Annotated in this window: 20 protein-coding genes, 1 tRNA gene, 1 pseudogene and 1 riboswitch; of the genes and pseudogenes, 15 read left to right on the forward strand and 7 right to left on the reverse strand. The window is 59.3% G+C overall.

The window, feature by feature from the left end; translation table 11 throughout:
* Nucleotides 1-920: 920 nt before the first annotated feature.
* The 5 genes from HUS57_RS16150 (at nt 921) to HUS57_RS16170 (ending at nt 6,276) form a co-directional block, all read left to right on the forward strand.
* On the forward strand, nt 921-1,835 hold the full coding sequence (locus HUS57_RS16150) for a zinc ABC transporter substrate-binding protein (RefSeq protein ID WP_246727903.1): 915 nt from the start codon (nt 921-923) through the stop codon (nt 1,833-1,835).
* A gap of 14 nt (nt 1,836-1,849) precedes the next feature.
* Entirely contained in the window at nt 1,850-2,659 is an 810-nt protein-coding gene (locus tag HUS57_RS16155; RefSeq protein ID WP_173934902.1) for a metal ABC transporter ATP-binding protein, read from the forward strand.
* A 5-nt stretch (nt 2,660-2,664) separates the two neighbouring features.
* Complete coding sequence (locus HUS57_RS16160; protein ID WP_173934903.1) at nt 2,665-3,876, forward strand: metal ABC transporter permease; 1,212 nt, start codon at nt 2,665-2,667, stop codon at nt 3,874-3,876.
* Nucleotides 3,877-3,883: 7 nt separating this feature from the next.
* A complete protein-coding gene (locus HUS57_RS16165) occupies nt 3,884-4,810 on the forward strand; it encodes a metal ABC transporter permease (protein WP_173934904.1) in 927 nt (308 codons plus the stop codon).
* Between the two features lie 611 nt (nt 4,811-5,421).
* On the forward strand, nt 5,422-6,276 hold the full coding sequence (locus tag HUS57_RS16170; protein WP_246727904.1) for a LysR family transcriptional regulator: 855 nt from the start codon (nt 5,422-5,424) through the stop codon (nt 6,274-6,276).
* A gap of 244 nt (nt 6,277-6,520) precedes the next feature.
* Here HUS57_RS16170 and HUS57_RS16175 read toward each other — a convergent pair whose 3' ends face one another.
* A complete protein-coding gene (locus tag HUS57_RS16175; protein ID WP_173935237.1) occupies nt 6,521-7,543 on the reverse strand; it encodes a LacI family DNA-binding transcriptional regulator in 1,023 nt (340 codons plus the stop codon).
* Nucleotides 7,544-7,672: 129 nt separating this feature from the next.
* Nucleotides 7,673-8,146, reverse strand: a complete 474-nt coding sequence (locus tag HUS57_RS16180) for a MarR family transcriptional regulator (protein ID WP_173934905.1) — start codon at nt 8,144-8,146, stop codon at nt 7,673-7,675.
* 199 nt (nt 8,147-8,345) lie between these two features.
* Here HUS57_RS16180 and HUS57_RS16185 point away from each other — a divergent pair, with 199 nt between their 5' ends.
* The 5 genes and pseudogenes from HUS57_RS16185 to HUS57_RS16200 all read left to right on the forward strand — a co-directional run bounded on the left by HUS57_RS16185 (nt 8,346) and on the right by HUS57_RS16200 (nt 12,683).
* Nucleotides 8,346-9,140: a creatininase family protein gene (locus HUS57_RS16185; protein ID WP_173935238.1), complete on the forward strand. Its 795-nt coding sequence runs from the start codon at nt 8,346-8,348 to the stop codon at nt 9,138-9,140.
* Nucleotides 9,141-9,207: 67 nt separating this feature from the next.
* Entirely contained in the window at nt 9,208-10,269 is a 1,062-nt protein-coding gene (locus HUS57_RS16190; RefSeq protein WP_173934906.1) for a GTP-binding protein, read from the forward strand.
* Nucleotides 10,270-10,414: 145 nt separating this feature from the next.
* Entirely contained in the window at nt 10,415-11,389 is a 975-nt protein-coding gene (locus HUS57_RS16195; RefSeq protein WP_173934907.1) for a WD40 repeat domain-containing protein, read from the forward strand.
* 102 nt (nt 11,390-11,491) lie between these two features.
* A pseudogene (locus HUS57_RS18035) lies at nt 11,492-11,610 on the forward strand (IS5/IS1182 family transposase); the annotation flags it as partial.
* A gap of 455 nt (nt 11,611-12,065) precedes the next feature.
* Nucleotides 12,066-12,683, forward strand: a complete 618-nt coding sequence (locus HUS57_RS16200; protein ID WP_246727905.1) for a UdgX family uracil-DNA binding protein — start codon at nt 12,066-12,068, stop codon at nt 12,681-12,683.
* Nucleotides 12,684-12,687: 4 nt separating this feature from the next.
* Here HUS57_RS16200 and HUS57_RS16205 read toward each other — a convergent pair whose 3' ends face one another.
* The 3 genes from HUS57_RS16205 to HUS57_RS16215 form a co-directional block, all read right to left on the reverse strand.
* Complete coding sequence (locus HUS57_RS16205) at nt 12,688-13,956, reverse strand: glycerate kinase (RefSeq protein WP_173934909.1); 1,269 nt, start codon at nt 13,954-13,956, stop codon at nt 12,688-12,690.
* A gap of 92 nt (nt 13,957-14,048) precedes the next feature.
* Nucleotides 14,049-15,365, reverse strand: coding sequence for a guanine deaminase (gene guaD / locus HUS57_RS16210; RefSeq protein WP_173934910.1), 1,317 nt, complete (start codon nt 15,363-15,365; stop codon nt 14,049-14,051).
* An 18-nt stretch (nt 15,366-15,383) separates the two neighbouring features.
* Nucleotides 15,384-16,598: a urate hydroxylase PuuD gene (locus HUS57_RS16215; protein WP_173934911.1), complete on the reverse strand. Its 1,215-nt coding sequence runs from the start codon at nt 16,596-16,598 to the stop codon at nt 15,384-15,386.
* Nucleotides 16,599-16,814: 216 nt separating this feature from the next.
* On the opposite strand from HUS57_RS16215, the gene HUS57_RS16220 reads away from it, so the two are divergent.
* Entirely contained in the window at nt 16,815-17,735 is a 921-nt protein-coding gene (locus HUS57_RS16220; protein WP_173934912.1) for a LysR family transcriptional regulator, read from the forward strand.
* A 15-nt stretch (nt 17,736-17,750) separates the two neighbouring features.
* On the opposite strand, the gene HUS57_RS16225 is transcribed toward HUS57_RS16220, so the two are convergent.
* Nucleotides 17,751-18,941 carry an O-succinylhomoserine sulfhydrylase gene (locus HUS57_RS16225; RefSeq protein WP_173934913.1) on the reverse strand — a complete coding sequence of 397 codons (1,191 nt, stop codon included), beginning with the start codon at nt 18,939-18,941 and terminating at the stop codon, nt 17,751-17,753.
* Between the two features lie 38 nt (nt 18,942-18,979).
* A riboswitch (SAM riboswitch) is annotated at nt 18,980-19,057 on the reverse strand.
* A 77-nt stretch (nt 19,058-19,134) separates the two neighbouring features.
* On the opposite strand from HUS57_RS16225, the gene HUS57_RS16230 reads away from it, so the two are divergent.
* The gene (locus tag HUS57_RS16230; protein WP_173934914.1) at nt 19,135-20,226 is read left to right on the forward strand and encodes a 2'-deoxycytidine 5'-triphosphate deaminase; all 1,092 of its coding nucleotides are present in this window, start codon (nt 19,135-19,137) and stop codon (nt 20,224-20,226) included.
* A gap of 270 nt (nt 20,227-20,496) precedes the next feature.
* Here HUS57_RS16230 and HUS57_RS16235 read toward each other — a convergent pair whose 3' ends face one another.
* Entirely contained in the window at nt 20,497-20,736 is a 240-nt protein-coding gene (locus HUS57_RS16235; RefSeq protein ID WP_173934915.1) for a hypothetical protein, read from the reverse strand.
* 207 nt (nt 20,737-20,943) lie between these two features.
* Here HUS57_RS16235 and HUS57_RS16240 point away from each other — a divergent pair, with 207 nt between their 5' ends.
* The 3 genes from HUS57_RS16240 (at nt 20,944) to nirK (ending at nt 23,131) form a co-directional block, all read left to right on the forward strand.
* Complete coding sequence (locus HUS57_RS16240) at nt 20,944-21,540, forward strand: phosphoribosyltransferase (protein ID WP_173934916.1); 597 nt, start codon at nt 20,944-20,946, stop codon at nt 21,538-21,540.
* A 247-nt stretch (nt 21,541-21,787) separates the two neighbouring features.
* A tRNA-Gly gene (locus tag HUS57_RS16245) sits at nt 21,788-21,862 on the forward strand.
* A gap of 219 nt (nt 21,863-22,081) precedes the next feature.
* Entirely contained in the window at nt 22,082-23,131 is a 1,050-nt protein-coding gene (gene nirK / locus HUS57_RS16250) for a copper-containing nitrite reductase (RefSeq protein WP_173934917.1), read from the forward strand.
* Nucleotides 23,132-23,152: the final 21 nt, after the last annotated feature.

A 23,152-nucleotide genomic window follows, 5' to 3' on the forward strand; every position in this document is an offset into this window, starting at 1 on the left:
GCCAAGCTCAAGGCACACCCGCGCCGCTGCAGCCAGAACTTTCAATGGCCTCTGAAGAGCCACCGGAAACATCTGCACCCTCTTCAAGAAAGCCGGCTACGCGTCCCGTTAAATGGGCGTTGCTTTAACCAACCTCGGTGCGCCCCTGCCGCGCAAGCATCCTTGTGGCCGTCACCTAATTGGGGAAAAAGGGAATGCATTTCGTTGTGCCGCCTATCGCGTCCCGGAAGGTAGTGCGGAGCAGATGATGCACAGGGACCGCGAATGAGCATCCACAAGAATGCTGATTTCACACCTTTTATGGAGAAAAATGGCGGTGGTTGAAGGCTTTTCTTCCGAGCTCAGCCGTCTACAGTGTGCCAGCGACTGTGGCGTTGATGGCGACCTGGATGGAGCCACGAGCCCTCGCCGCCAACTCGGGTAGCGCGGGCCATCATACCTGGTCCACTGAGAGCATTGCTGCCTGCGCTCTTTGCGTGAGGGTCAAGCATATTGGTCAGGAAGTCGGCTCCTTGCCAACCATCGTCAGCCCATGTTCAATGGGCCGGCTGTCGAGACCGAAGGCCATTGAAACTGCTCAGCCGGTGGTGCGCTGAAACAGGCAGGCCCTGAGAATAGTGAGCCACATCGACATCAAGCAAGCGTACTAGTCTCCGCCGAACAACGATACGCCTCCTGCATTCACCAGGGGCGTGTATCCGGCAGACCCAATGCGGGCAATGAGACTTCGCAGGCGTTTTCCTCTTGCAAATCGTTTGCAATTGCATAAGATTTTTTGCGACGGGAACGCGGAGAAGGGTGAGGCGTTCCTGCAAACGGTTTGTAACTGCATCATTGCGGGCAAAATGGATGCCATGATCACACGAAAACCGTATCGAAGGCTTTTGGCGGCGGGGCTTGCGGCGCTGTTGGTGGCAATCATGGCACCTCTCTCACCAGCGCAGGCGCAGGAAAGGCTCAATATCGTCGCCACTACGGGAATGATCGCGGATGCGGCGCATCAGGTGGGTGGCGAACGGGTGGAGGTGCGCGGCCTGATGGGACCCGGGGTCGATCCGCACGCTTATCGGCAGACGCGCACTGATATTCTGGCAATGATGAGGGCGGATCTGGTCCTTTGGCACGGCCTCTATCTTGAGGCGCAGATGGAGTCCTTCCTGCGTGGGCTTGAAGCGCGCCGCCGGGTTGTCGCGCTGGCAGAGTTCATCCCGCCCGAGCTGCTGATTGCCCACGACACCTATAAGGATCATTACGATCCCCATATCTGGATGGATCCCGAGCTGTGGCAGAAGGTGGTTGGTGCCGTGCGCGATGTGCTAATCGAGGAGTGGCCCGAGCACGAAGCGGAGTTCCGGGCCAATGCGGAAAAGCATCTCGCGCAAATCGCTGAAATGTCCGCTTATGCCAAGCAGGTCCTTGCCACTGTGCCCGAGGGTGGGCGTGCCCTCGTCACGGCGCACGACGCGTTCAACTATTTTGCTCGCGCCTACGATTTCGAGGTGCTCGGCGTGCAGGGTATTTCTACCGAGAGCGAAGCAGGCCTGAACCGCATCTCGGAACTCGTTGACGTACTGGTGCAGCGTGAAATCAGTGCTGTTTTCGTGGAGTCTTCGGTCTCCGACCGTAACATTCGCGCGCTTGTCGAAGGGGCGGCGGCGCGCGGCCATAAAGTGGAGGTGGGCGGACAGCTCTTCTCCGACGCCATGGGGCGCGGAGGCACCTATGAAGGAACATATATCGGCATGATTGACCACAATGTCACAACCATCGCCCGCGCGCTGGGTGGCGAGGCGCCGGAGCGTGGCATGCATGGCCGGCTTGCCGCGGGAAGTTGAGAAGGCCGGAGCCGATGAACGCCGTGCTTGAACTTGCCAGCAGGAAGGAGTGGGCGGCGGGCTCTGACGCGCTCGACGAAAGCCCGCTTGTCGTTGCGGGATTGACTGTTTCCTATGGTGAAAAGCCCGCGATCTTCTCCATCGATGCGGCCGTGGCTGCCGGGTCCATGACCGCGATCGTGGGGCCGAACGGTGCAGGCAAGTCGACCCTCATCAAGGCCGTGCTGGGCATCGTGCCGCGCCTGTCTGGTCAGGTTTTCGCCTATGGACGGCCGCTCAGGCAGAACATGCACCGAATCGCCTATGTGCCCCAGCGTGCCTCAGTGGATTGGGACTTTCCCACGAGGGTCATCGATGTCGTGCTGATGGGGCTCTATCGCGAACTGGGGCTTCTGGGCCGCGTGCGGCAGCATCACCGGGAGCGGGCTCTCTCCTGCCTTGACCGCGTCGGGATGGCGGAATTCGCGCATCGGCAGATCGGCCAGCTTTCCGGCGGACAGCAGCAGCGGGTGTTTCTCGCCCGCGCACTGGCGCAAAACGCCGGACTCTACCTGCTCGATGAACCCTTCGCAGGCGTCGACGCCGCAACGGAGCGTGCCATCATAGACGTACTGAGAGCGCTGAAGGAGGAAGGACGAACCGCCGTCTGCGTGCATCATGACCTGGCCACGGTGGCTGATTATTTCGACAATGTCCTGCTCATCAATGTGCGTAAGATTGCTGAAGGTCCGGTCGAGACGACGTTCACGGCAGAGAACCTGCAGAAGACGTATGGCGGCCGGCTTGCCACAGCGCATATCGACCAGCTTAAGCTTCCGGCGTGACAGCGATGTTCCGCGCCTTTCTCGATGCGTTCCTTTTCCAGGCTGGCTATAACGCGGCGCTGGTCGCAGCCGGCGCCGCGCTTCTCGGCGTTGCGGCAGGAAGCGGCGGCTCCTTCCTGTTCCTGCGCAAGCGCGCCTTGGTGAGCGATGCGGTGGCACATGCTACGCTTCCAGGCGTTGGCGCTGCGTTTATCGTCATGGTTGCGCTAGGCGGCGACGGGCGCAACCTTTTGGGGCTGCTGCTTGGCTCCGCCATTTCTGCAAGCATCGGCCTGCTGGCGGTTGAATGGATCGTCAGCCGGACGCGGCTTGCAGAGGATGCGGCCATTGGCGCTGTGCTGTCGGTCTTCTTCGGCTTTGGCATCGTTCTTCTGACGGTGATCCAAACCCTTTCACGGGGGTATCAGGCGGGGCTGGAAAGCTTCCTGCTGGGTTCCACGGCCGGCATGCTGTTTGCGGATGCCATCGTGATCGCCACTGGCGGCGCTGCCACACTGGCTCTGATACTGATCATGTGCCGACCGATGACAATTGTTGCGTTCGATCCGGAGTTCGCGGCAGCCTCCGGCATCAACGTCCGGCGCATAGATCTTGCCATGATGGGGCTCGTCATGGCCGTCACAGTGATTGGTCTCAAAGTGGTCGGGCTGATCCTGATTGTTGCCATGCTCATCATCCCCCCCGTGACTGCTCGGTTGTGGACAGAGCGTGCCGAACATGTGTTGCTCTTCGGCGGCCTCTTCGGCGGCTTTTCCGGATATGTTGGCGCGGCAATCTCCGCCTCCGCGCCCAATTTGCCGACCGGGCCAATCGTCGTGCTCGTTGCGTTCAGCCTTTTCGCCGGCTCACTTCTCTTCGCGCCCGGCCGCGGTGTGATTGCCGCCTTTCTCAGGCATCGCCGGTTCCAGCTTGCAGTTCATCGCAGGCAGGGTCTGCTTGCGCTTGCCCGTGGCGAGGCGATCTTCGATCCACTCACCCTTACCGTCCTGAGGCGTGAAGGGCTCATCCGGCAGGACGGGGTGGCGACGCAGAAGGGCAGGGCCCATGCGGCGAAGGCTCTCCGTGACGAGAAGCGCTGGGCTCTCGCCCGCCAGCTTTACGAGGACGAAGCGGTTGGCGGCGGTTACGATGGGCTGACGCCGATCGAAACTGTGCTGACCCGCGACGAACTAGCGGATATCGACCACAGGCTTGGCCCGCCTGCTCCTGTTTCGTGAGGTTTCGATGGGTTCGGAGTTCGTACAGCTCAGCTTGACGCCGCTGCTCATCGGCATCCTTTCTGCCATCGCCTGTGCATTGCCCGGCAATTTTCTAATCCTGAGGCGGCAGGCGCTGATTGGCGATGCCATCAGTCATGTCGTGTTGCCGGGTATCGTCGTTGCCTTCCTCTTGACGGGAAAAGTTTCCACGTGGCCGATGCTTTTTGGGGCAGGGGGCGCTGCTATCGTTGCTGTCGTCATGATCGAACTCATCAAACGGGTAGGGCGCATTGAGCCAGGCGCTGCAATGGGCGTCACTTTCACCGCGCTTTTCGCGGCAGGCGTGCTTCTACTGGAGCAAAGTGACACGAGCGGTGTGCATCTTGATGTCGAGCATGCGCTCTACGGCAATCTGGAAAGCCTTATCTGGTTCGCCGCGGATGATTGGAGCTCGCTCTTCGATCCTGTAGCGCTTGCCGCTCTCCCGCCCGAGCTTTTCCGCATCGCTGTGGTGGCGCTATTGATCAGCATCCTGACCATCGTCTTCTGGCGTCCGCTCAAGCTCTCCACCTTCGACGAAGCATTCGCCGGGGCTGTCGGGATCAGGACTGGCGTGCTCGGCCTTGGCCTTGTCATCACGGCGGCGGTGGCCGCGGTTGCGGCGTTCGATGCCGTGGGCTCTATCATAGTCATTGCCATGTTTATCTGTCCGCCCGCCGCGGCGCGATTGATGACCAACCGGCTGGAAGTTCAGATTTTGTGGAGCGTCTTCTTTGCCGTCATTTCGGCAGTCGCCGGTTATGTGCTGGCGGGATACGGGCCTCTATGGATAGGCGGCCAACATGCCGTCAGCGCCGCTGGGATGATTGCCACTGTCTCCGGCGTCATCCTTGCCCTTGCATGCCTCTTCGGCCCGCAACGCATGCGGATGGGAGCGCCGGCGGGGAGCTAAGACGCAGTCTTGTTCCGCTGGCGGAGGAAAGAGCGCGCGTGCAGTCAGGTTATGTAAACAAACATTCAACGTGTACGCCGGGTACATCGAATCGTCTGCCGTAAACGAGGCTTGCGCGGGATGCTGCAAGCGTTAAAGTTGTACCGTTTATGGCTAGTGCAACTAAATTTCCACAGGAAATTTATACTGTAAAACGAATAGGTTAAGGAAAAATGAAATATTTCCGTAGTTGCCCTTCGGGCTGTTTACGCGTTTAGGTTGTAATGCCACAACTCTTGCGTTAACTATCTCGGCGTGGCGATCGGGTTGGAGAAGGGGCACTCAAAAAAGAGACGATCCAGAGTTCAGTGCGCCCATGAGTCGAGTCGCGTTTCAACCATAGTCAGGAACCCGTCGGTAGCCGCCGCAAGACGGTCACCCCGATTGGATGCCGAACCGTGCGGAGCAGGATAGCTCCTCGCGATGAGGTGGTTCGCCAGAGTGCAAATGGCGCTTTCCGCAGATGCGAGCGTCGATTTCAGCAGAAGGGAGAGGATAAGCGTGGAAGATAAGGTCAAGAGGTCGGGCGAAACGAAAGTTTCCTTCAACTGCAACGGGAAAGGGTGCGAAAGATGACTATTCAGAAGCAGGAAGGGCTGTCTTTTGCCACGCTCCGGGCCGCAGAGGCAGTTATTGAAACCAAAAGCCTGACAGGAGCCGCTTTGAAGTTGGGAATCAGCCAGCCGGCCATCAGCATGCATCTGGGCCGCCTGGAAAGGGCCATCGGTACATCGCTGATCAAGAAGGTTGGCAACAAGATCATCGTGAAGGAGGAAATATCACGCCTGATCCGCCAGATGCTCGACCTGGAAAGGCGCCTTAAATCCGTCGGCTACGAGCGCAACATTTCCAAGCTTAAGGTTGGTGTGTGCACTTATTGCGCGCCGCTTTTGGTGGAGCGCACGGGTAAGCTTGGAAAGATGAAGGATATGCTGACCTGGCGTATCGCGGATTCGCGCCGGCTGGAAGAGATGTATGAACAGGGCGAACTGGACGCGGTTTTTCGTGCCCTTTACCCGTCGGAAATCGCGCCGGATCTTACAACCGAGTTCACCTTGCGTTGGATGGGCGAGAAGCACCTGCTCGCTTTTATGAAGCAGGAAAGCCATGGATTGCCGGTGGTGCTCGCCTCACCGCTTTCGCCGTTGGGCGCCGTCTCGCGCGATTGGCTGCGGCGCCACGAGGTAGTCTACGATGTTGTGGGCGAGGTCGACGACATCATGACGGCGATCCGCCTCGTATCCAGCGGATTGGCCATCTCCCCGCTGCCGGTCTATCTCCAGCAGAACCTCCTTGAGGGAATTACAGCGGCTGCACGCAGATCCTGCCAGGACAGGCGAGCGCCCGCTACGGCATGTTCTTCGACGAGCGGCGTTTCAACCTGCGCACCGCTATGGATATTTTTGAGCTCTTACGGGACGACCTGACGCGCGTTCCTCCAGCGCTCGAAATGTCGCATGCGAGCCTGGCCCACCAATAGGCGCATTCGCATAAGCCCGGGCTCGCTCCTCCTGGGAGCGGCTGGGTCGTTGGAACCCGCTTGGTACAACACCGAGCGGGTTTTCCGGCATACAAAGAAGGGTGCAAACCCTGCTCTCACCTTTCTGAGGCTTCTGTCCATCGCGCTTTTCCCAGAATCTCTTCCGGTTTGGCGCATCTCCGTCAATACCGTTACGAATTCTCTGGCGGGCGCGTTGTAGACTGGCGAACGTGCAGTTCCGGCTTAATGAGCTCCTGAACCGGGTTCACAGCGGCCCCGTTGAGGCGGTCGAGCAGGACCCGCGCAGCGCGACGTCCGACCTCTCGCTGGCCGTTCCAGACGGTGGTTAGGGCCGGAGTGGCAATGGATGCTTCCTCCAGATCATCATAGCCGGTGACGGAAATATCTTCCCCAGGCGTCAGTCCGGCGCGGGCGATACCGTTCATGAGGCCGATTGCTATGAGATCGTTCCAGCAGACGGCCGCCGTGAACTTTGCTTCATGGGCGAGAAAGGCACCTGTTATCTCGAAGCCCGCCTGTTTTGTACGCGGGCCGGGGAAACGCCATTCCGGCCGCACTTCGAGCCCTGCCTTGCGCATGGCCGCGACATAGCCCTGGTAGCGGTCCCGACCTGTCGAAGTCTGGTCCGTACCCCCGATCATCGCTATGCGCGTGTGACCAAGTGAGATGAGATGGTTGGTGGCAAGCCCGATGCCATAGGCGTCGTCCCCGCGGAAGACGGGGACACACGCACCTTCCACGGTTCGGGCGACAAGGACGGTCGGCAAACCGTTTTTCTCACCCATCAGGATATCCTCCGGCGGCGTCCCGATTGCCGGCGACATGATGACGCCGTCCGCGCCGAGCTGGAGAAGCGTGTCGATGAAGGTGCGCTGCTTCTCGACCTGGTCATAGTGGTTTGACAGCAGAAAAGTCTGGCGGGAGCGGTCAAGCTCGCCTTCGATCGAGCGCAGGATCTCCGCATAGAAGGGGTTCATGATGTCGTGAACGACAACCCCGATGATACCTGAGCGGGATGTGCGCAGGCTCGCTGCCCTTCGGTTGTAGATGTATCCGATAGCCCGCGCGTGCTCCTTGATGCGCTGTCTTGTAGCATCGGCTACCAACGGACTATCGCGTAACGCGAGCGAAACGGTCGCTGTTGATACGCCAAGGGCATCTGCAATCGTCGATAGCTTGATCTTCTGTGCCAGCGCGCGCTCCCCTAATCCAGCAGAACCCTCTTCATGGGCATTTGGCTTTAAACTGTTTAAAGGGCTTATGACACTGCTGTGGCAGAGGTCAACGACATTTGTGCCAGTAAAGATGTCTGCGATGGCCGGCTATGTACGTTCCTCAACCTGACGGGAGCCTGGCATGAGGGGCTTTCGGTTTGACAGGTTGGTTTGTATGCGCTCCAGCAATTGTGAAAGCGTCTTTTGGTCGTCTTTATCGAAGCTCTTCAGTGCCTGTTTCTCAGTCTTGCGCAAAGATTTCTCAATTGCCCTGATAGCATCCGTGCCGTTTTCGGTCAGATAGACATGCGCGCGCCGGGCGTCCGTCTCAGAAGCCTTTTTCTCAAGGAAGCCTTGTGCAGCAAGCCGATTGATGGTCTTGGTAATCGTTGGAGGGCGCACGCCGAGGCGTCCGGCAAGTTCTGTGGGAGTGAGTCCATTCTCCCGATGGAGCGCCAGCATGATCTTGTCCTGGCCCGCATATAAGCCATGAGCAAGCAATTCCTCGGCGAGAGCGGTGCGGGACAGCCGTGCAGCGGACTGGAGCTGGCCGATGATCGAACCTTTTGATGTCGTTGCCATGCTGTTGTTCCTTTGCCGCGCCGGCTGCAGGAATTCTAACATCCAGCGCTTCCAGCCTAAAAAAGATAGTCCGGCTTAGCTTCTTGACAACAACCAGAGCTAGTAATTCGATAGGAAGGAGCGGCCTTTTCGGATGCAGGCGATGAAAGCCGCGCCGGCTATCCTTTACAGGCCCGCATCAAAGCGGCATATCGTTCACATGTCCGAGAAAGAACGGGAAGCCCCGACTGGAACGACGATTGCTGTCCTGCCTCTTGGCGCCACCGAGCAGCATGGCCCTCACCTTCCGCCCGAGACTGACTGGATGATCGCTGAGGCAGTCGCTTCGCGCGCTATGGCGTGTCTGCGCGCGGGAACGACGTGCGCTGGAACGACGGCTGGAATGACGGTTGAGTTTCTACCGGTGGAAAAACTGGGTTACTCCATCGAGCATTCACACGATCCAACCACACACTCGCTCGGCTTCGACGAGGCCGTGCGACGCTGGATTGGCATTGGGGAGGCCTGCGCCGACAGGGGAATCGGCAAGTTCGTTCTGCTCAATGCCCATGGCGGCAACGCCCCGCTGATGACCATTGTCGCCACCGAGCTGCGGGTCCGCCGCAACATGCTTGCCGTCGCGACAAGCTGGACGCGCTTTGGCACACCCCACGGGCTCGTCACGGAGGAGGAGCGGGCGCTGGGCATCCATGGCGGATATGTGGAGACCTCAGTCATGCTCGCGCTTCGGCCGGATCTGGTGCAGATGGACAAGGCCAAGCAGTTTCCTTCCGCTCAGGCAGACTTCCAGCGCGACTTCCGGCACCTGCGCGCCTACGGACCGCACGCCTTCGGCTGGATGATGAAGGATCTTTCGCCCGAAGGAGCCGCGGGCGATGCCGCCTCTGCCAGCGCAGAAGCCGGCGAACGTATTCTGGACCACGCCTGCAACGGTTTCCTGGAACTTCTTGATGATGTCGCGCGGTTCGACCTCGGCCATTTTGGAGTGCGATAGGGTGGTGCATCGGCATTGCAGAGCCCCTATATGGGACTGACGCAACAACCTCCTGAAGATGAGCCCAATGTCCGAACAGATCTCGCAAATTCCGGTCACCGTGCTTACCGGTTATCTTGGCTCGGGAAAGACCACGCTCCTTAACCGCATTCTCACGGAAGACCACGGCAAACGTTATGCCGTCATCGTGAACGAGTTCGGCGAGATCGGCATCGACAACGACCTGATCGTCGAATCCGACGAGGAAATCTACGAAATGAACAATGGTTGCGTGTGCTGCACCGTGCGCGGCGACCTGGTGCGTGTGGTGGAGGGGCTCACCCGCAGGCCCGGACGCTTCGACGCAATCATCGTGGAGACGACCGGGCTTGCCGATCCTGCACCCGTCGCCCAGACATTCTTCATGGATGACGACGTGCGCGCAAAGACGAAGCTGGATGCGGTGGTGGCGCTGGTCGATGCCAAACACCTGCCGCTGCGCCTTGAGGACTCCCGGGAAGCAGCCGACCAGATCGCCTTCGCTGATATCGTGATTCTGAACAAGTGCGATCTTGTGAGCGAGGAGGAGCTGGCACAGGTGGAGGCGGCAGTGCGCTCCATCAATCCTTATGCGCGCATTCACAAGACCACGCGCGCCGGGGTGGCGCTTGCTGACGTTCTTGACCGCGGCGCGTTCGACCTTAAGCGCGCGCTCGACAATGATCCGCATTTTCTGGACCATGACGATCCCGACCATGTATGTGGCCCGGACTGCGACCATGACCACCATCATCACCATGGGCATGGGCACGATCATCACCACCATGATCATGGCAAGCTTTCCGGCATCCATGACACAGGCGTGATCTCCGTCTCGTTGCGCGCCGGAGAGATGGACCCGAAGAAGTTCTTCCCGTGGATCAACAAGACTGCCCAGATGGATGGACCAAACATCCTGCGACTCAAAGGCATCATCGCCTTTGCCGGCGATTCCGATCGCTACGTAGTGCAGGGCGTGCACATGATTGTGGAGGGCGATCATCAGAGGCCATGGAAGGAAGGCGAGAGGCGCGAGAGCCGTCTCGTTTTCATCGGGCGCGAGCTCGATGCGGAGCGGCTGAAGCGAACGTTCGAGGCGTGCCAAGCCTAGATCATTTCAGGATATCATGGAAAGGCTGGAATGATTTAAGTTCTTGTTTTGGCAATTCCGGACGGAAAACCGGTATCCATTCTTCCTGGAATTGCTTTAGAACCTCCGCCAGCCGATGTTCCGCTCCTCAATACAGGCCTGAAACATGCCCACCATCGCGCCGCTCAATCTCGATGGCCACTGCATCGCCGTTGCGTGGCTCAATGAAATTCCCCATTTCGCTCTGGCCGACGGGGTCGTCCACTGGCTCGGCAACGGCCACAAATGGGCGGAATTGCATGACGGACTGTTGACGGCGCGGCCGATGCCAGACAGTGCTCGGCTGCTGACGGGCGGCGAGGACGGTAGGGTATTTGCTCTTTCCACCGATGGCAGGGCAGAGCCTGTCGCGGAACTTGGCCGCAAGTGGATCACCAGCGTTGCAGCCGGTCCGCAGGGGGCGGTAGCCTATGCCAGCGGCAGGGTCGCCTATGTCCGGTTTGCGGACGGCAGGATCCGCGAACTGCAGCACCCGCGCACCGTGGAAGGACTTGCCTTCGCGCCAAAGGGCATGAGGCTCGGCGTTGCCCGCTATAATGGCGCGACGCTGCATTTCCCCGGCACAGAGGGCACGCCTACGGAACTGGAATGGGCAGGCGCCCACACCGGCATCACCTTCTCGCCCGACGGCAATTTCCTCGTCACCACAATGCACGAGAACGCGCTGCATGGCTGGAAGCTGACCGATGGAAAGCATATGAGAATGGCCGGATACCCCGGGAAGGTGAAGAGCTTTTCCTGGAGCGCCAGGGGGCGGTGGCTTGCCACCTCCGGTGCTCCAGCGGCCATTGTGTGGCCGTTCCAGAGCAAGGATGGTCCCATGGGCAAGGCGCCCCTGGAACTGGGCACGCGCGGCGATACCATGGTGACTCTGGTTGCTTGCCATCCCACGGAGGACATGGTGGCGATCGGCTACAGCGATGGCATGATCCTTGCCGCACGTATTGCCGACTCAAAGGAGGCGCTTCTGCGCCGGGCGGGGAGCGGGGCCGTGACGGCGATGGCTTGGGACAGCAAAGGACGCCGGCTTGCCTTTGGCAGCGAAGCAGGTGAATGCGGCATCGTCGACATTTCCGCCTGAACGCTTCTTTTCTTTAAGATTGTAGGCTGTGGTGACAGTATAAGGCTTGAGATTCCTCTTTGGGAGCAAATCAGATTCAACGTCGGCTTTTGGAGGCTGGCGATGGATGGCGAAGCTCTTCGTGACGATCAGCAGGTCCCAACGGGACGGAAGGGCAAGCTTGGCCTGCGCAGCAATGTCGCCGCTTCTTCAAAGCGCTGTTGTGGATAGGACGTTCGGGCCATGCTGGTGCGATCTACCGGTAGAGAGGTTCAGCCTATCAGACGGTGAAGCGTGGCTATTATCGCTGGATCGAGGCGGCGTCTTTGATCGCTTGTTCAAAGCCCTTGCCGGTGATCCCGACCCTGGAATGGCTGATGATCGATGCCACCCTTGTCTGTGCTCAAGCCGCCGGTGCGGGGGTGTGGCGCAACAGGTGATGGTCGACCGTCCTACGATGCGGCTGCCTCTACGACGTTATCCTCGATCAGTGCGGCGAGCACGTCATCCCGCCGCTCCGTCATCGCAACTATCAGCACGACCAAGAAAGGATCGCCTGCAAGAACCGCTGGGGCATCGGCTTCGTCAAACTCGCAAGCATCATGCTGTGGCTCAAATGATTAAGTTGTCACCCACAACCTGGAGTTCGGAACCTTTCCGGCCTGTACCGCTTGAGCGCGGAAGCCGGAGGTTCGTCATGGTAGCCGATACGCCGGAAGCAAGGCTTGGCACACTCCAGCAGGTGCGCGAGGACGCGCGGGTGTGCACGCGCTGTGACCTCTACCGCAACGCTACCCAGACGGTGTTCGGGGAGGGAGAAAGCGGAGCACGGGCGCTTTTCGTGGGCGAGCAGCCGGGTGACCAGGAGGACGTGGCCGGGCGCCCCTTTGTCGGCCCTGCCGGCCGGCTCTTCGACAAGATTCTCGAAGAAGTCGGGATCGACCGTACGAAGACCTATGTCACCAATGCGGTGAAACACTTCAAGTTCGAGCCGCGCGGCAAGCGCCGCATCCACTCCAAGCCGAACGCCGGTGAGATCCGCGCCTGCCGCTGGTGGCTCGACCGGGAATTGGCCTTGATTCGGCCCAATATTGCCGTGGCGCTTGGGGCCACTGCCGTCCGGGCGCTGGTGGGCAAGTCCATGGCGATTACCAAGGTCCGCGGCAGCATCATGGAGAGCATCGAGGGCGTCCCGGTGCTCATCACCGTTCATCCTTCCTTCCTGCTGCGCATTCCCGATGAGGCGGACAGGCGCCGCGAACGAGAGCGCTTTGCCGCGGACATGCACAAGGTCAAGACCCTGATGAAAGAGTAGGGCCTTACCTCACCAGTACTCCCCGGAAGTCGTTAACATTCGTCCCGGTTGGTCCTGGCGCGAAAAGATCATCCAGCGCATCGAATGCAGCCCAGGCGTCATGCGCGGCGAGCAGAGCCTTGGGGTCATGGCCGCACTTGCGCAGGCGTGTTGCAGTCAGATGGTCGGCAAAGGCCCCGGCATTACTCTCGGAGCCGTCGATACCATCCGTGTCGGCGGCGAAGGCGGTAATGCCTTCCACACCCTCGATGGCAACAGCCAGCGAGAGCAGGAACTCGGTGTTGCGGCCGCCACGGCCGCCCTTTCTGCGAAGGGTGACGCTGGTTTCCCCTCCCGAGAGCATCAGAACCGGCTTGCGGAAGGGGCGGTCGCACAATGCTACCTCGCGGGCAAGTGCGGCATGCATCAGGCCAATATCGCGCGCTTCTCCCTCGATCGCGTCGGACAGGATGACAGCATCCACACCTTGCCTTCCCGCCTCGGCGGCAGCCGCCTCAAGCGAGCGGGCGGCGGAGGCGACGATATGCACCTCATTGCCCCGGAAGCGCGGATCACCGGGCAAGGGAGCATCGGCTGCCGGCGAATACAGGTGCCGTACCGCAGCTTCGGGCAGCTTCAGCCCATATGTCTCGACAATCGCGAGTGCGTCACTGCGGGTAGAGGCGTCGGGGATTGTCAGTCCGGAGGAGACAAGGGCAGGGTTGTCACCCGGAATGTCGGAAACAATGAGCGAGACCACCCGCGCAGGATGAGCAGCGGCTGCAAGCCGCCCGCCCTTGATGGCCGATAGGTGCTTGCGCACTGTGTTCATGGCCGCAATGGGCGCGCCAGAGGCAAGCAGTGCCTCGTTGGTTGCAATCTCGTCGGCAAGGGTCATTCCGTTGGGCGGGCAGGGGAGAAGCGCAGAGCCCCCGCCGCAGACAAGGGCGATGACGAGATCGTCTTCCGTCAACCCTTGCACGAGTTGCAGGAGCCGCCGCGCACCTTCAAGCCCCGCGGCATCGGGTACAGGGTGCGCCGCCTCAATTACCTCGATCCGCTGCGTTGACGCACCGTAGCCGTACCGGGTGACAACGGCTCCTTCCACGGGACCGCTATCCCATGCTTCTTCAAAGGCTGCTGCCATCTGCGCTGCACCCTTGCCAGCGCCGATGACGATGGTCCGCCCCTTTGGTCGGGCAGGAAGAAATGGGGGGAGAACCTTGCGCGGATCGGCGGCTGAGACCGCCGCGTGAAAGATGCTCTCGAAGAAGGCTTTCTGCTTGTCTTCCATCCAAAGTCCCCTTCAGATATTCCGGCCTTTTCCGCGATGAGCAGCTTTCCAGGCGGTTTCAACTTTCCGCTGTTTTCAAGGGCAGGTCTAGTCTAGACGGGCGGAAGCGCGCTCTTCATCCGTTTGCCCGCGACAAAGGTCTCCACGACGGCGCGGTCATCACCCAGGGTCTGTAGAACGAACAGCTCTTCCTGCAGGCTCTCCGCCCGCTCCATCCGCAGGCGCATTGCGGGCGTGGCGGAGGAGTTAAGCACCACGAGGTCGGCATCGGTACCCGGCTCCAGCGTGCCGATGCGGCCGGAAAGGGACAGCGCCTCTGCATTGCCACGCGTGATCTGCCAGAATGAAAGGAGGGGATTCAGCTTCTCGCCCTGGAGGGCTACGACCTTGTAGCCCTCGTCCATTGTGCGCAGCATGGAGTAATTCGTCCCCCCGCCGATATCGGTCGCCGTGGCAATACGCAGCGGCTTGTCCCTGCGGCGGAAACGTTGGTAGCCGAACAGGCCCGAGCCGAGGAACAGGTTGGAAGTGGGGCAGAAGACGGCCACCGAACCGGAATCCGCCAACGCGTCCGTCTCCCTTTCGGAAAGATGGATGCAGTGGCCGAAGAGGCTCTTGTTCCCGAGGAGGCCGTAACGTTCGTAGATGCCTGCATAGTCGGCGCGGTCCGGAAAAAGCTCGCGCGCAAGCGCGACCTCCGCACGGTTTTCCGAAAGATGGGTCTGCATGTGCAGGCCGGGATGCTCCGCCATCAGGGAGCCTGCGGCTTCCATCTGCTCCAGGCTAGACGTAATGGCGAAGCGGGGGGTTACGGCATAGCGAAGCCTTCCCTTGGCGTGCCACTTGGCAATTAGCCTCTTGGTCTCGTCATAGCCGGTTCTTGCCGTATCCGTGAGCGCGGCCGGAGCGTTCCGGTCCATCATCATCTTGCCAGCGATCATGCACATATTGCGTTTTGCGGCCTCGGCGAAGAAGGCGTCGGCGGAGGCCGGGTGCACCGTGCAATAGACAGCCGCCGACGTGGTGCCGTGGCGGACGAGCTCATCGAGAAAACATCCAGCGATGCGGGCTGCATGGACCGCGTCGCCGAACTCGCTTTCTGCGGGAAATGTGTATGTGTTGAGCCAATCGAGCAGTTCCGCGCCGAAGCTTGCAATCACCTGCATCTGCGGAAAATGCGCATGCGCGTCGATAAAGCCCGGCAGTAGCAGATGCGGCCGGTGGTCGATGGTCTCCATAGAGGAGCCTGCCGTGCCGGCGATATCCGCATACGAGCCGGCAGCCCGGATGGTGCCATTCTCCACAAGTACCGCTCCGTCCTCCTCGTACAGGTAGGATGTGTCGTCCGTTGCGGATTGCGGCTCGGAAAGAAAGGAAAGCAGGCGTGCTCGGATGAGTGTGGATGTCATCAGGTTCTCGCTCGCCGCTCAGCGCGCCTCTTTGAACCAGGTGACGAGCAGACGGCGCTCGTCCTCTGTCATGGCAGTAAGATTGCCGGGTGGCATTGCATGACTCAAGCCCGCCTGAAGGTAAATCTCACGCGCATGCGCCGCGATATCTGCGTCCGTCTCCAATTCCACTCCCTTGGGAGCTGTGCCAATGCCCTCGAAACCGGGCTCTGCCGCATGGCACATCGCGCAGCGGCCAAGTACGGTGTTCCGCACCGCAGGGAAATGGGCGGAGGCGACAAAACGTTCCTCGGCAGCAGAAGCGCGGCGCTCGCCGGTCAAAACTTGAGGCGCGGTAGACAGCCACATGATGACGACGAAAAGGATAGCCGAGACCGCCCAGGTCCAGTGAGGATTGCCCTGACGCGCATGAACCGTATTGAAATAGTGCCGGATCAGCATGCCGATGAGGAACACGAGGGATGCGATCACCCAGTTGAACTGCGTGCCGAAGGCCAGAGGATAGTGGTTCGACAGCATCAGGAAGATCACTGGCAAGGTGAGATAGTTGTTGTGCAGCGAGCGTTGCTTGGCCTGTTGCCCGAGCCTTGGATCGGGTTTGCGGCCGGCCTTCAGATCCGCCACAACGATCTTCTGGTTGGGGATGATAATGAGAAAGACATTCGCCGTCATGATGGTGGCGGTGAACGCACCCATATGCAGAAAGGCGGCCCGGCCCGTGAAAAGCTGTGTATAGCCCCAACTCATCGCCACCAGCACAAGGTAGAGCACCAGCATGAGAGCCGTGTCGCTCTTGCCAAGTGACGATCGGCACAGGGCATCGTAAAGAAGCCATCCAAGGCCAATGGAAGCAATGGAAATTAGAATCGCAGCCGGAGCAGAAACATCGAGCACGTTACGATCGATCAGATAGAGATCGGCGCCAGCATAGTAGACGATGGCAAGCAATGCGAAGCCTGACAGCCAGGTGGAATAGGACTCCCACTTGAACCAGGTGAGATGCTCGGGAAGCGATGCGGGCGCCACCAAATATTTCTGGATATGGTAGAATCCTCCGCCGTGGACCTGCCACTCCTCGCCGTGTGCCCCTTTAGGCAGGCCAGGCCGCTGCACAAGGCCTAAGTCGAGCGCGATGAAATAGAAGGATGAACCGATCCAGGCAATGGCTGTTACGACGTGGACCCACCTTACGGCAAAGCTCAGCCACTCCCAAATAAGGGCGAAATCATTCATCCCCGCTCCCCGCTTTTATCCGGTTCGTTCAATCGCTGCCCGCGTCGCGGGCCTCATCTAGCTATCGGCAAAGTGCCGGCCCGCATTTGCACCCTTAGCCGACGTCCCATGCCGAAGTGATGGTATTACGGTTTCCACTTCAAACAAAAAGGAATAGAAGCGCGATGACTTTCAAAAAAATATGGAAAATTACGGCCGCTTTAGGCTTCAGGAAGCATGGCATATCTCGATAATATTGCCGTCTTTGTGCGGGTGGTGGAACTGGGAAGCTTTTCGGCGGCGGGCCGTGACATGCGTATTTCGCCGGCGGTCGCTTCGAGCCGCATCAAGGAGCTGGAGAAGCGGCTTGGCGTGCGGCTGCTAAACCGCACCACACGGCAGTTGGCGCCAACCGAGCATGGCCGCGTCTTCTACAAGGGCGCAAAAAAGGTGCTGGAGGCGCTGGAGGAGGCGGAAGCCGCAGTGGCCTCGCTTTCCGGCCAGCCGCGCGGCACGATCCGTGTCACTGCGCCTCTCGGCTTTGGCCGGCGCTTCATTGCCAGCGGAATTCCGGATTTTCGAGCACAGTATCCTGATATCGAGGTCCGTCTCAGACTTTCAGATCACGACGTGGACATGATGCGCGAGAGCATCGATGTCGCCTTCAAGCTCGGCGTACTGGAGAATTCCAGCTTGCGAATGCGCGGGATCATGGATTGCGAACGTGTGCTTGCAGCCTCGCCAGAATATCTTGCCCGCCGCGGTGAACCCCAGCGCCCGGAAGACCTTGTGAATGACGGCCATGACTGCCTGATGCTGCGGTTCCCCGGCGTGCGGGAGCACTTCTGGGTGCTGGTCACAGAAGCCGGGCCGCAGAAATTCGAAGTGCGCGGACCCTTTGATACTGATGATGGGGACGTCATTACCGGCTGGGCGTTGGACGGTCACGGCATCATCAACAAACCACGCTTCGAGATTGAGCCTTACCTGCGCGATGGTCGCTTGAAGATCATTCTTCCAGATACTCCACCCCTGCCGGTGAAGCTCGCCGCGATTTATCCGCACCGGAATCTGCAGGATCCCAAGTTGCGCCTCATTGTGGACTTTATGGCCAAGCGCTGCCAGCGCATGATTAACGACATCCTGACCGGGAATTGATCAGGTCGGCATTTATCATACAGCCGCCAGGGCGCGCTCTATATCGGCCAGAAGGTCGGCGGCATCCTCCAGCCCCAGCGAGAGGCGCAACGTTCCGGGGTTGATGCCCGCCTCCGCACGTGCTTCTTCGGAAAGGTTCTTGTGGGTGGTGGTACCCGGATGCGTGATCAGACTCTTGGCGTCGCCCAGATTGTTGGAGATCCGGATGATCTTCAAGGCATTGGAGAAGTCAAAAGCCGCCTGCTTGCCGCCCTTTAGGTCCAGGCAGACGAGCGTAGAGCCACCCTTCATTTGCCTTGCCACGATGTCGGCCTGCGGATGATCAGCCCGGCCCGGATAGATGACGCGCGCGATCTTCGGATGATCGGCAAGATAGTCAGCGACGCGCGCGGCGCTTTCCGTCTGCTGGCGTACGCGCAGCGGCAGCGTTTCCAGCCCTTTGAGCAGAGTCCACGCATTGAAGGGAGAAAGGCTTGGCCCTGTATGGCGGAAATAATCGTGCAGGTGCTCGTCGATCCATGCCTTATCCGAGAGGATGATGCCGCCTAAGCATCTTCCTTGGCCGTCAATATGTTTGGTGGCTGAATAGACGACAACATGCGCGCCCAGCTCCAGCGGCTTCTGAAGGAGCGGCGTAGCGAAGACATTGTCCACGACAAGGCGCGCGCCGATACCGTCGGCAAGCTTGGCTATCGCGCTGATGTCGCAGACCTGTAGTGTAGGGTTTGTAGGGCTTTCCAGGAAAAAGAGCTTGGTGTTGCTGCGGATCGCGCTCTCCCAGGCTTCTAGGTTCGAGCCGTCGACCAGTGTGGATTCGATACCATAGCGAGGCATAAGCGTTTCGACGATCCAGCGGCAGGACCCGAAAAGCGCACGGGCGGCCACCACATGATCACCCGCCTTGAGTGAGCAGAGGAGTGCTGTGGCGACTGCCGCCATGCCGGAGGCCGTTGCCCGCGCATCTTCGGCCCCTTCCAGCGCACACATGCGCTGCTCGAACATGTCGATTGTGGGATTTGCGTAGCGTGAATAGATAAAGCCGGGCTCCTCGCCCTTGAAGCGCGCTTCCGCAGCTTCTGAGCTTTCATAGACAAAGCCCTGTGTAAGATAAAGTGCCTCGGACGTCTCGCCGAAGGAGGAGCGCAAGGTTCCTCCGTGCACGAGGCGCGTTTTAAGCTGCCATTCGTCATCGAATCTTTGTGTCATCGCTGTGCCCAACAAAAAACCGGCCGCGTAAGCCGGATCGAGCATCGAGCGCGGCCTTTTAGCGAGTTCTTTAACGTGGCTGCAAGCCGACCGGCCAAATCACCACGGGATAAGATTTTTTAGCCCTCGGTTTTGCTTGCGTCAATCGCCACGCACGTTAAACGTCCGTGGAAAGCAGGAAAAGAGGAAAATCTTGGCGAATAAAGGTATCCTGCCTGATAGCGAGATTGCCGCCTTGTTCGGGAGCGGCGCGCTCACGGCCGAGCGCGCGCCCGATAAGGACCAGATCCAGCCGGCTAGCCTCGATCTGAGGCTGGGGAAGGTGGCCTACCGCGTGCGTGCCAGTTTCCTTCCAGGTCCCCGGCATCGGGTCGCCGATAAGCTGGACCGGCTGAAGCTGCATGAGATCCGGCTTGAAGAAGGAGCAGTGCTGGAGACGGGATGCGTCTACATCGTGCCATTGATGGAAAGCCTGGCGCTCCCCGAAGAGATTTCCGCTTCTGCCAACCCGAAAAGCTCGACAGGCCGGCTCGACATCTTCACGCGGGTCATGACCGATTACGGGCAGGAGTTCGACAAGATCGCAGCCGGATATTCCGGTCCCATCTATCTGGAAGTAAGCCCGCGCACCTTTCCCATAGTCGTTCGCCCGGGATCCCGGCTTTCACAGATCCGCTTTCGCAGCGGCGATACGCTGTTATCTGAGAGCGAACTTGCCGAGTTGCACGAGCGGGATACCCTGGTTGCGACGGAAATGCCGAGTATCTCCGATGGCGGCATCGCGCTTTCCATCGATCTGGAGGGCGGCCCGAAAGGGCTTATCGGTTATCGTGCAAAGCACCACACGGGACTCATCGATGTCGACCGCAAGGCCGCTTATGATGTGAACGATTTCTGGGATCCGCTCTACAACCACGGATCACGGGACCTGGTCCTCGATCCGGATGAGTTCTACATCCTCGTCTCGCGCGAAGCGGTGCACGTGCCGCCGGCCTATGCCGCGGAGATGACGCCCTTCGATCCGCTGGTAGGCGAATTCCGCGTGCACTATGCCGGGTTCTTCGATCCGGGTTTCGGTCATTCGGCCGCCGGGGGCATGGGAAGCCGCGCTGTTCTGGAGGTGCGCAGCCACGAAGTGCCCTTCATCCTGGAGCACGGGCAGATTGTCGGGCGCCTGTTGTACGAGCGCATGAGCACGCTGCCGCGCATGCTTTATGGCGCAGACCTCAAGTCCCATTATCAGGGACAGTCGCTGAAACTCTCCAAGCATTTCCGCCAGGGCTGACCCCACCTGAATGCGATTGGTCGTCTCGACCGCCGTGTCACTTCCTTGGAAATAACGGCCCGCATGCCCGACAATCACGAACTGCATATCACCAACGTAGAGAAGCCAGGCGTCCGATGCTGCGACAGCCATGCGAGCCGTAGATGAGGTCTTGAACGCCTTAGCCGCTAACATGAAGGTGACGAGGGAAATATTGCAGCGGATCGAGGCGGCGCAGAGTGGGCGAAGGCCACCATAGTGAGCCCCGTCCCATTTCCTCGCGGAGCCTACTCAGGCATCAGTACGTAACGTGCTCCCCGATGATGTGAGTGGAGCCGAACACTGCTGCAGCAATTTCAACTCTACCGCAATTTCTTCGATCTGCGCCTGTATCTGCCGATTACTTTTGTGCAGGGCGTCCGCCAAAGCTTCCAAGCCAATTGATACGGCGCAAAGCAGTTCATCGGCATCGCCTTCAGCGATGTGCTTTCGTCGCATATCAGAAAGTTTTTTCTTTGCATTCAGGAACATGAAGCCCTCCGTTGAATAACGGCGGCATGTTCCCCCGACGTGGTTAACCATGAATTAAAAAACAACGGTGGGTACTTCCGTCATCACAATTTCGACTTATTGTTTAGTCGGGGGCTGCGGGGCTCCGAGCTTGTTCAGACTTAATTAGCCTGTCGTTCGATCCGAACGCATTTTGGGTTAATTCCTCGTTTCGGAAAGGGGGGAGAGATGGGAGAACACTCATCGGTAAGTTTTGCTGAATCTAATCTTGTTTATCAGAGCGCAGATCCAAATCTATTATTTCTAAGCTCTACTTTGCTTTTTACCGGGCGACGTCTGGTGCGTGAATCTACTAGCTATTTTCCCGTCAGGGGCTGGAGGAAGGAGTTGAAGCCCCTCCAAATTGCCGCTGTTCGCAACATCAAAGTAAATCCGACTGAGGCAGCCTTAAGCACGATAGCGAAAGAAATAGCGGATTACGCGGCTACTGTCACGAATGGCTCGCCATACGACTTTGTGTGCGGTGTGCCGCCGGGTACTTCGCGGTCGAAGGAAAATTTTGCGATGCTCATTGCTCGCGCAGTGGCGGATCGGATGAATATCGATTTTTCCGCTGCTTTGCGAACAACTTCCACCGGCAAAGGAAGATCGAGTCACCCGCAGGAGAGCGTTCGGTTTCGAGTTCGCCTCGAAGACGATGTGCCAGATGGGAAAATTGCGCTTCTCGTTGATGATGTTACGACCACAGGGAGTCATTTTCGTCGGTGCGTCGATCAATTCCGCCGGAAGGGAATGTCTGTAGTGTGTGTGTCATGGATAGGGTAATGGGGGCAGCCTAGATCGTCGCCCCGGTTGACCCGTCATCAACCTTAGAGAACCCCTCTGGCTCCGGCTGGCGGGGCTTTTCGCTTTTGTGAAACAGTGAACATTAACGGAACATCACGTGGGAAATGCGTGGGACTTTTTACTACGCCTCCTGCCTCCGTGCGCCGTTCGTTCCAATTTGGCAATCTTGGATTACAAGACCACTTGCACGAAAAATGGTGTTTCGCTAAGGGTTTGAAGCTCGGACGCGGGCGTAGTTCAGTGGTAGAACGCAAGCTTCCCAAGCTTGATGTCGTGGGTTCGATCCCCATCGCCCGCTCCAATCGTTTCCGGCAAATGGCCTGCATCCGTGAGTTTCCCTAGAAAGCCGCCGACGTTTTGCGAAGTCACGCAATCAAGACTCATTAGGCAAGCAATTGACACTTTGCCGCAGGTGGCAGTGGCGGGGAAACATACTCGTTCTTGTTTGCTTAATCACAAAGATGATCTTGCGGATTCCTTTATTGGTCGGTCATCAACAACCGGTCAAAAGGACGATGTCATGACCATCCGCAATCACTTGATGACGACAACCGCAGCGGCAGTTATGGCGTTCGGCTGTCTTGCCACACAGCCGGGCTATGCGGATGAGGCAACCGGCACGGGTTTGGCACCAGTCGACATCGTCCGTTCCGCGACAGATCTGCCCGGAGCGCTTGGCGAACGGGGGCCCCAGACCGTTCGGGTCAATCTGGAGACCGTCGAGGTCGTCGGTGCGCTGGCAGATGGCACCACCTACAATTACTGGACTTTCAACGGAAAGGTGCCTGGCCCCTTTGTCAGGGTGCGCGTCGGGGACACGGTAGAGGTGCTGCTGGAGAACCATGAGCACAGCATGGCCATGCACAACGTGGATTTTCACGCAGTGACAGGTCTTCATGGCGGCGGGCAAGCAACTCTCGCAGCCCCCGGAGAGGAGAAGGGGTTCACCTTCAAGGCGCTCCAGCCCGGCCTCTACGTCTATCACTGCGCCGTCGGCCCCGCCGCCCAGCATATCACCAATGGCATGTATGGCATGATCCTGGTCGAACCGGAGGGCGGTCTGCCGCCGGTGGACCGCGAGTTCTATGTCATGCAGGGGGAACTCTACACCGAGGAGGCTTTCGGCACGAGCGGCATGCTGACGGAAAGCTATGACAAGTTGATGAATGAGCAGCCGGAATATTACGTTTTCAACGGTGCTGCCGAGGCGTTGACCGGTGACAATGCGCTCAAGGCAAAGGTGGGCGAGACCATCCGCATCTATTTCGGCGTGGGCGGGCCCAACAAGACCTCCAGCTTCCATATGATTGGCGAAATCTTTGATACCGTCTACAATCTCGGCTCGCTCACTGGCGACCCGCTGCCCGATGTGCAGACCATCACCGTACCGCCGGGAGGTGCTGCCGCCGTAGACATCAAGCTCGACGTGCCGGGTGAATATCTGCTGGTCGACCACGCCCTGTCGCGCGTCATGCGCGGACTCGTCGGGACGCTGATCGTCGAGGGCGAGGAACAGCCCGAGATTTTCCGCGAAGGGGTTGAGGAGAGACTTGGGCAAGCGGTCTACTGACCTTTCGCAGATATCTGACAG

The organism is Chelativorans sp. Marseille-P2723 (assembly GCF_902809845.1).
GTDB lineage: Bacteria > Pseudomonadota > Alphaproteobacteria > Rhizobiales > Rhizobiaceae > Chelativorans.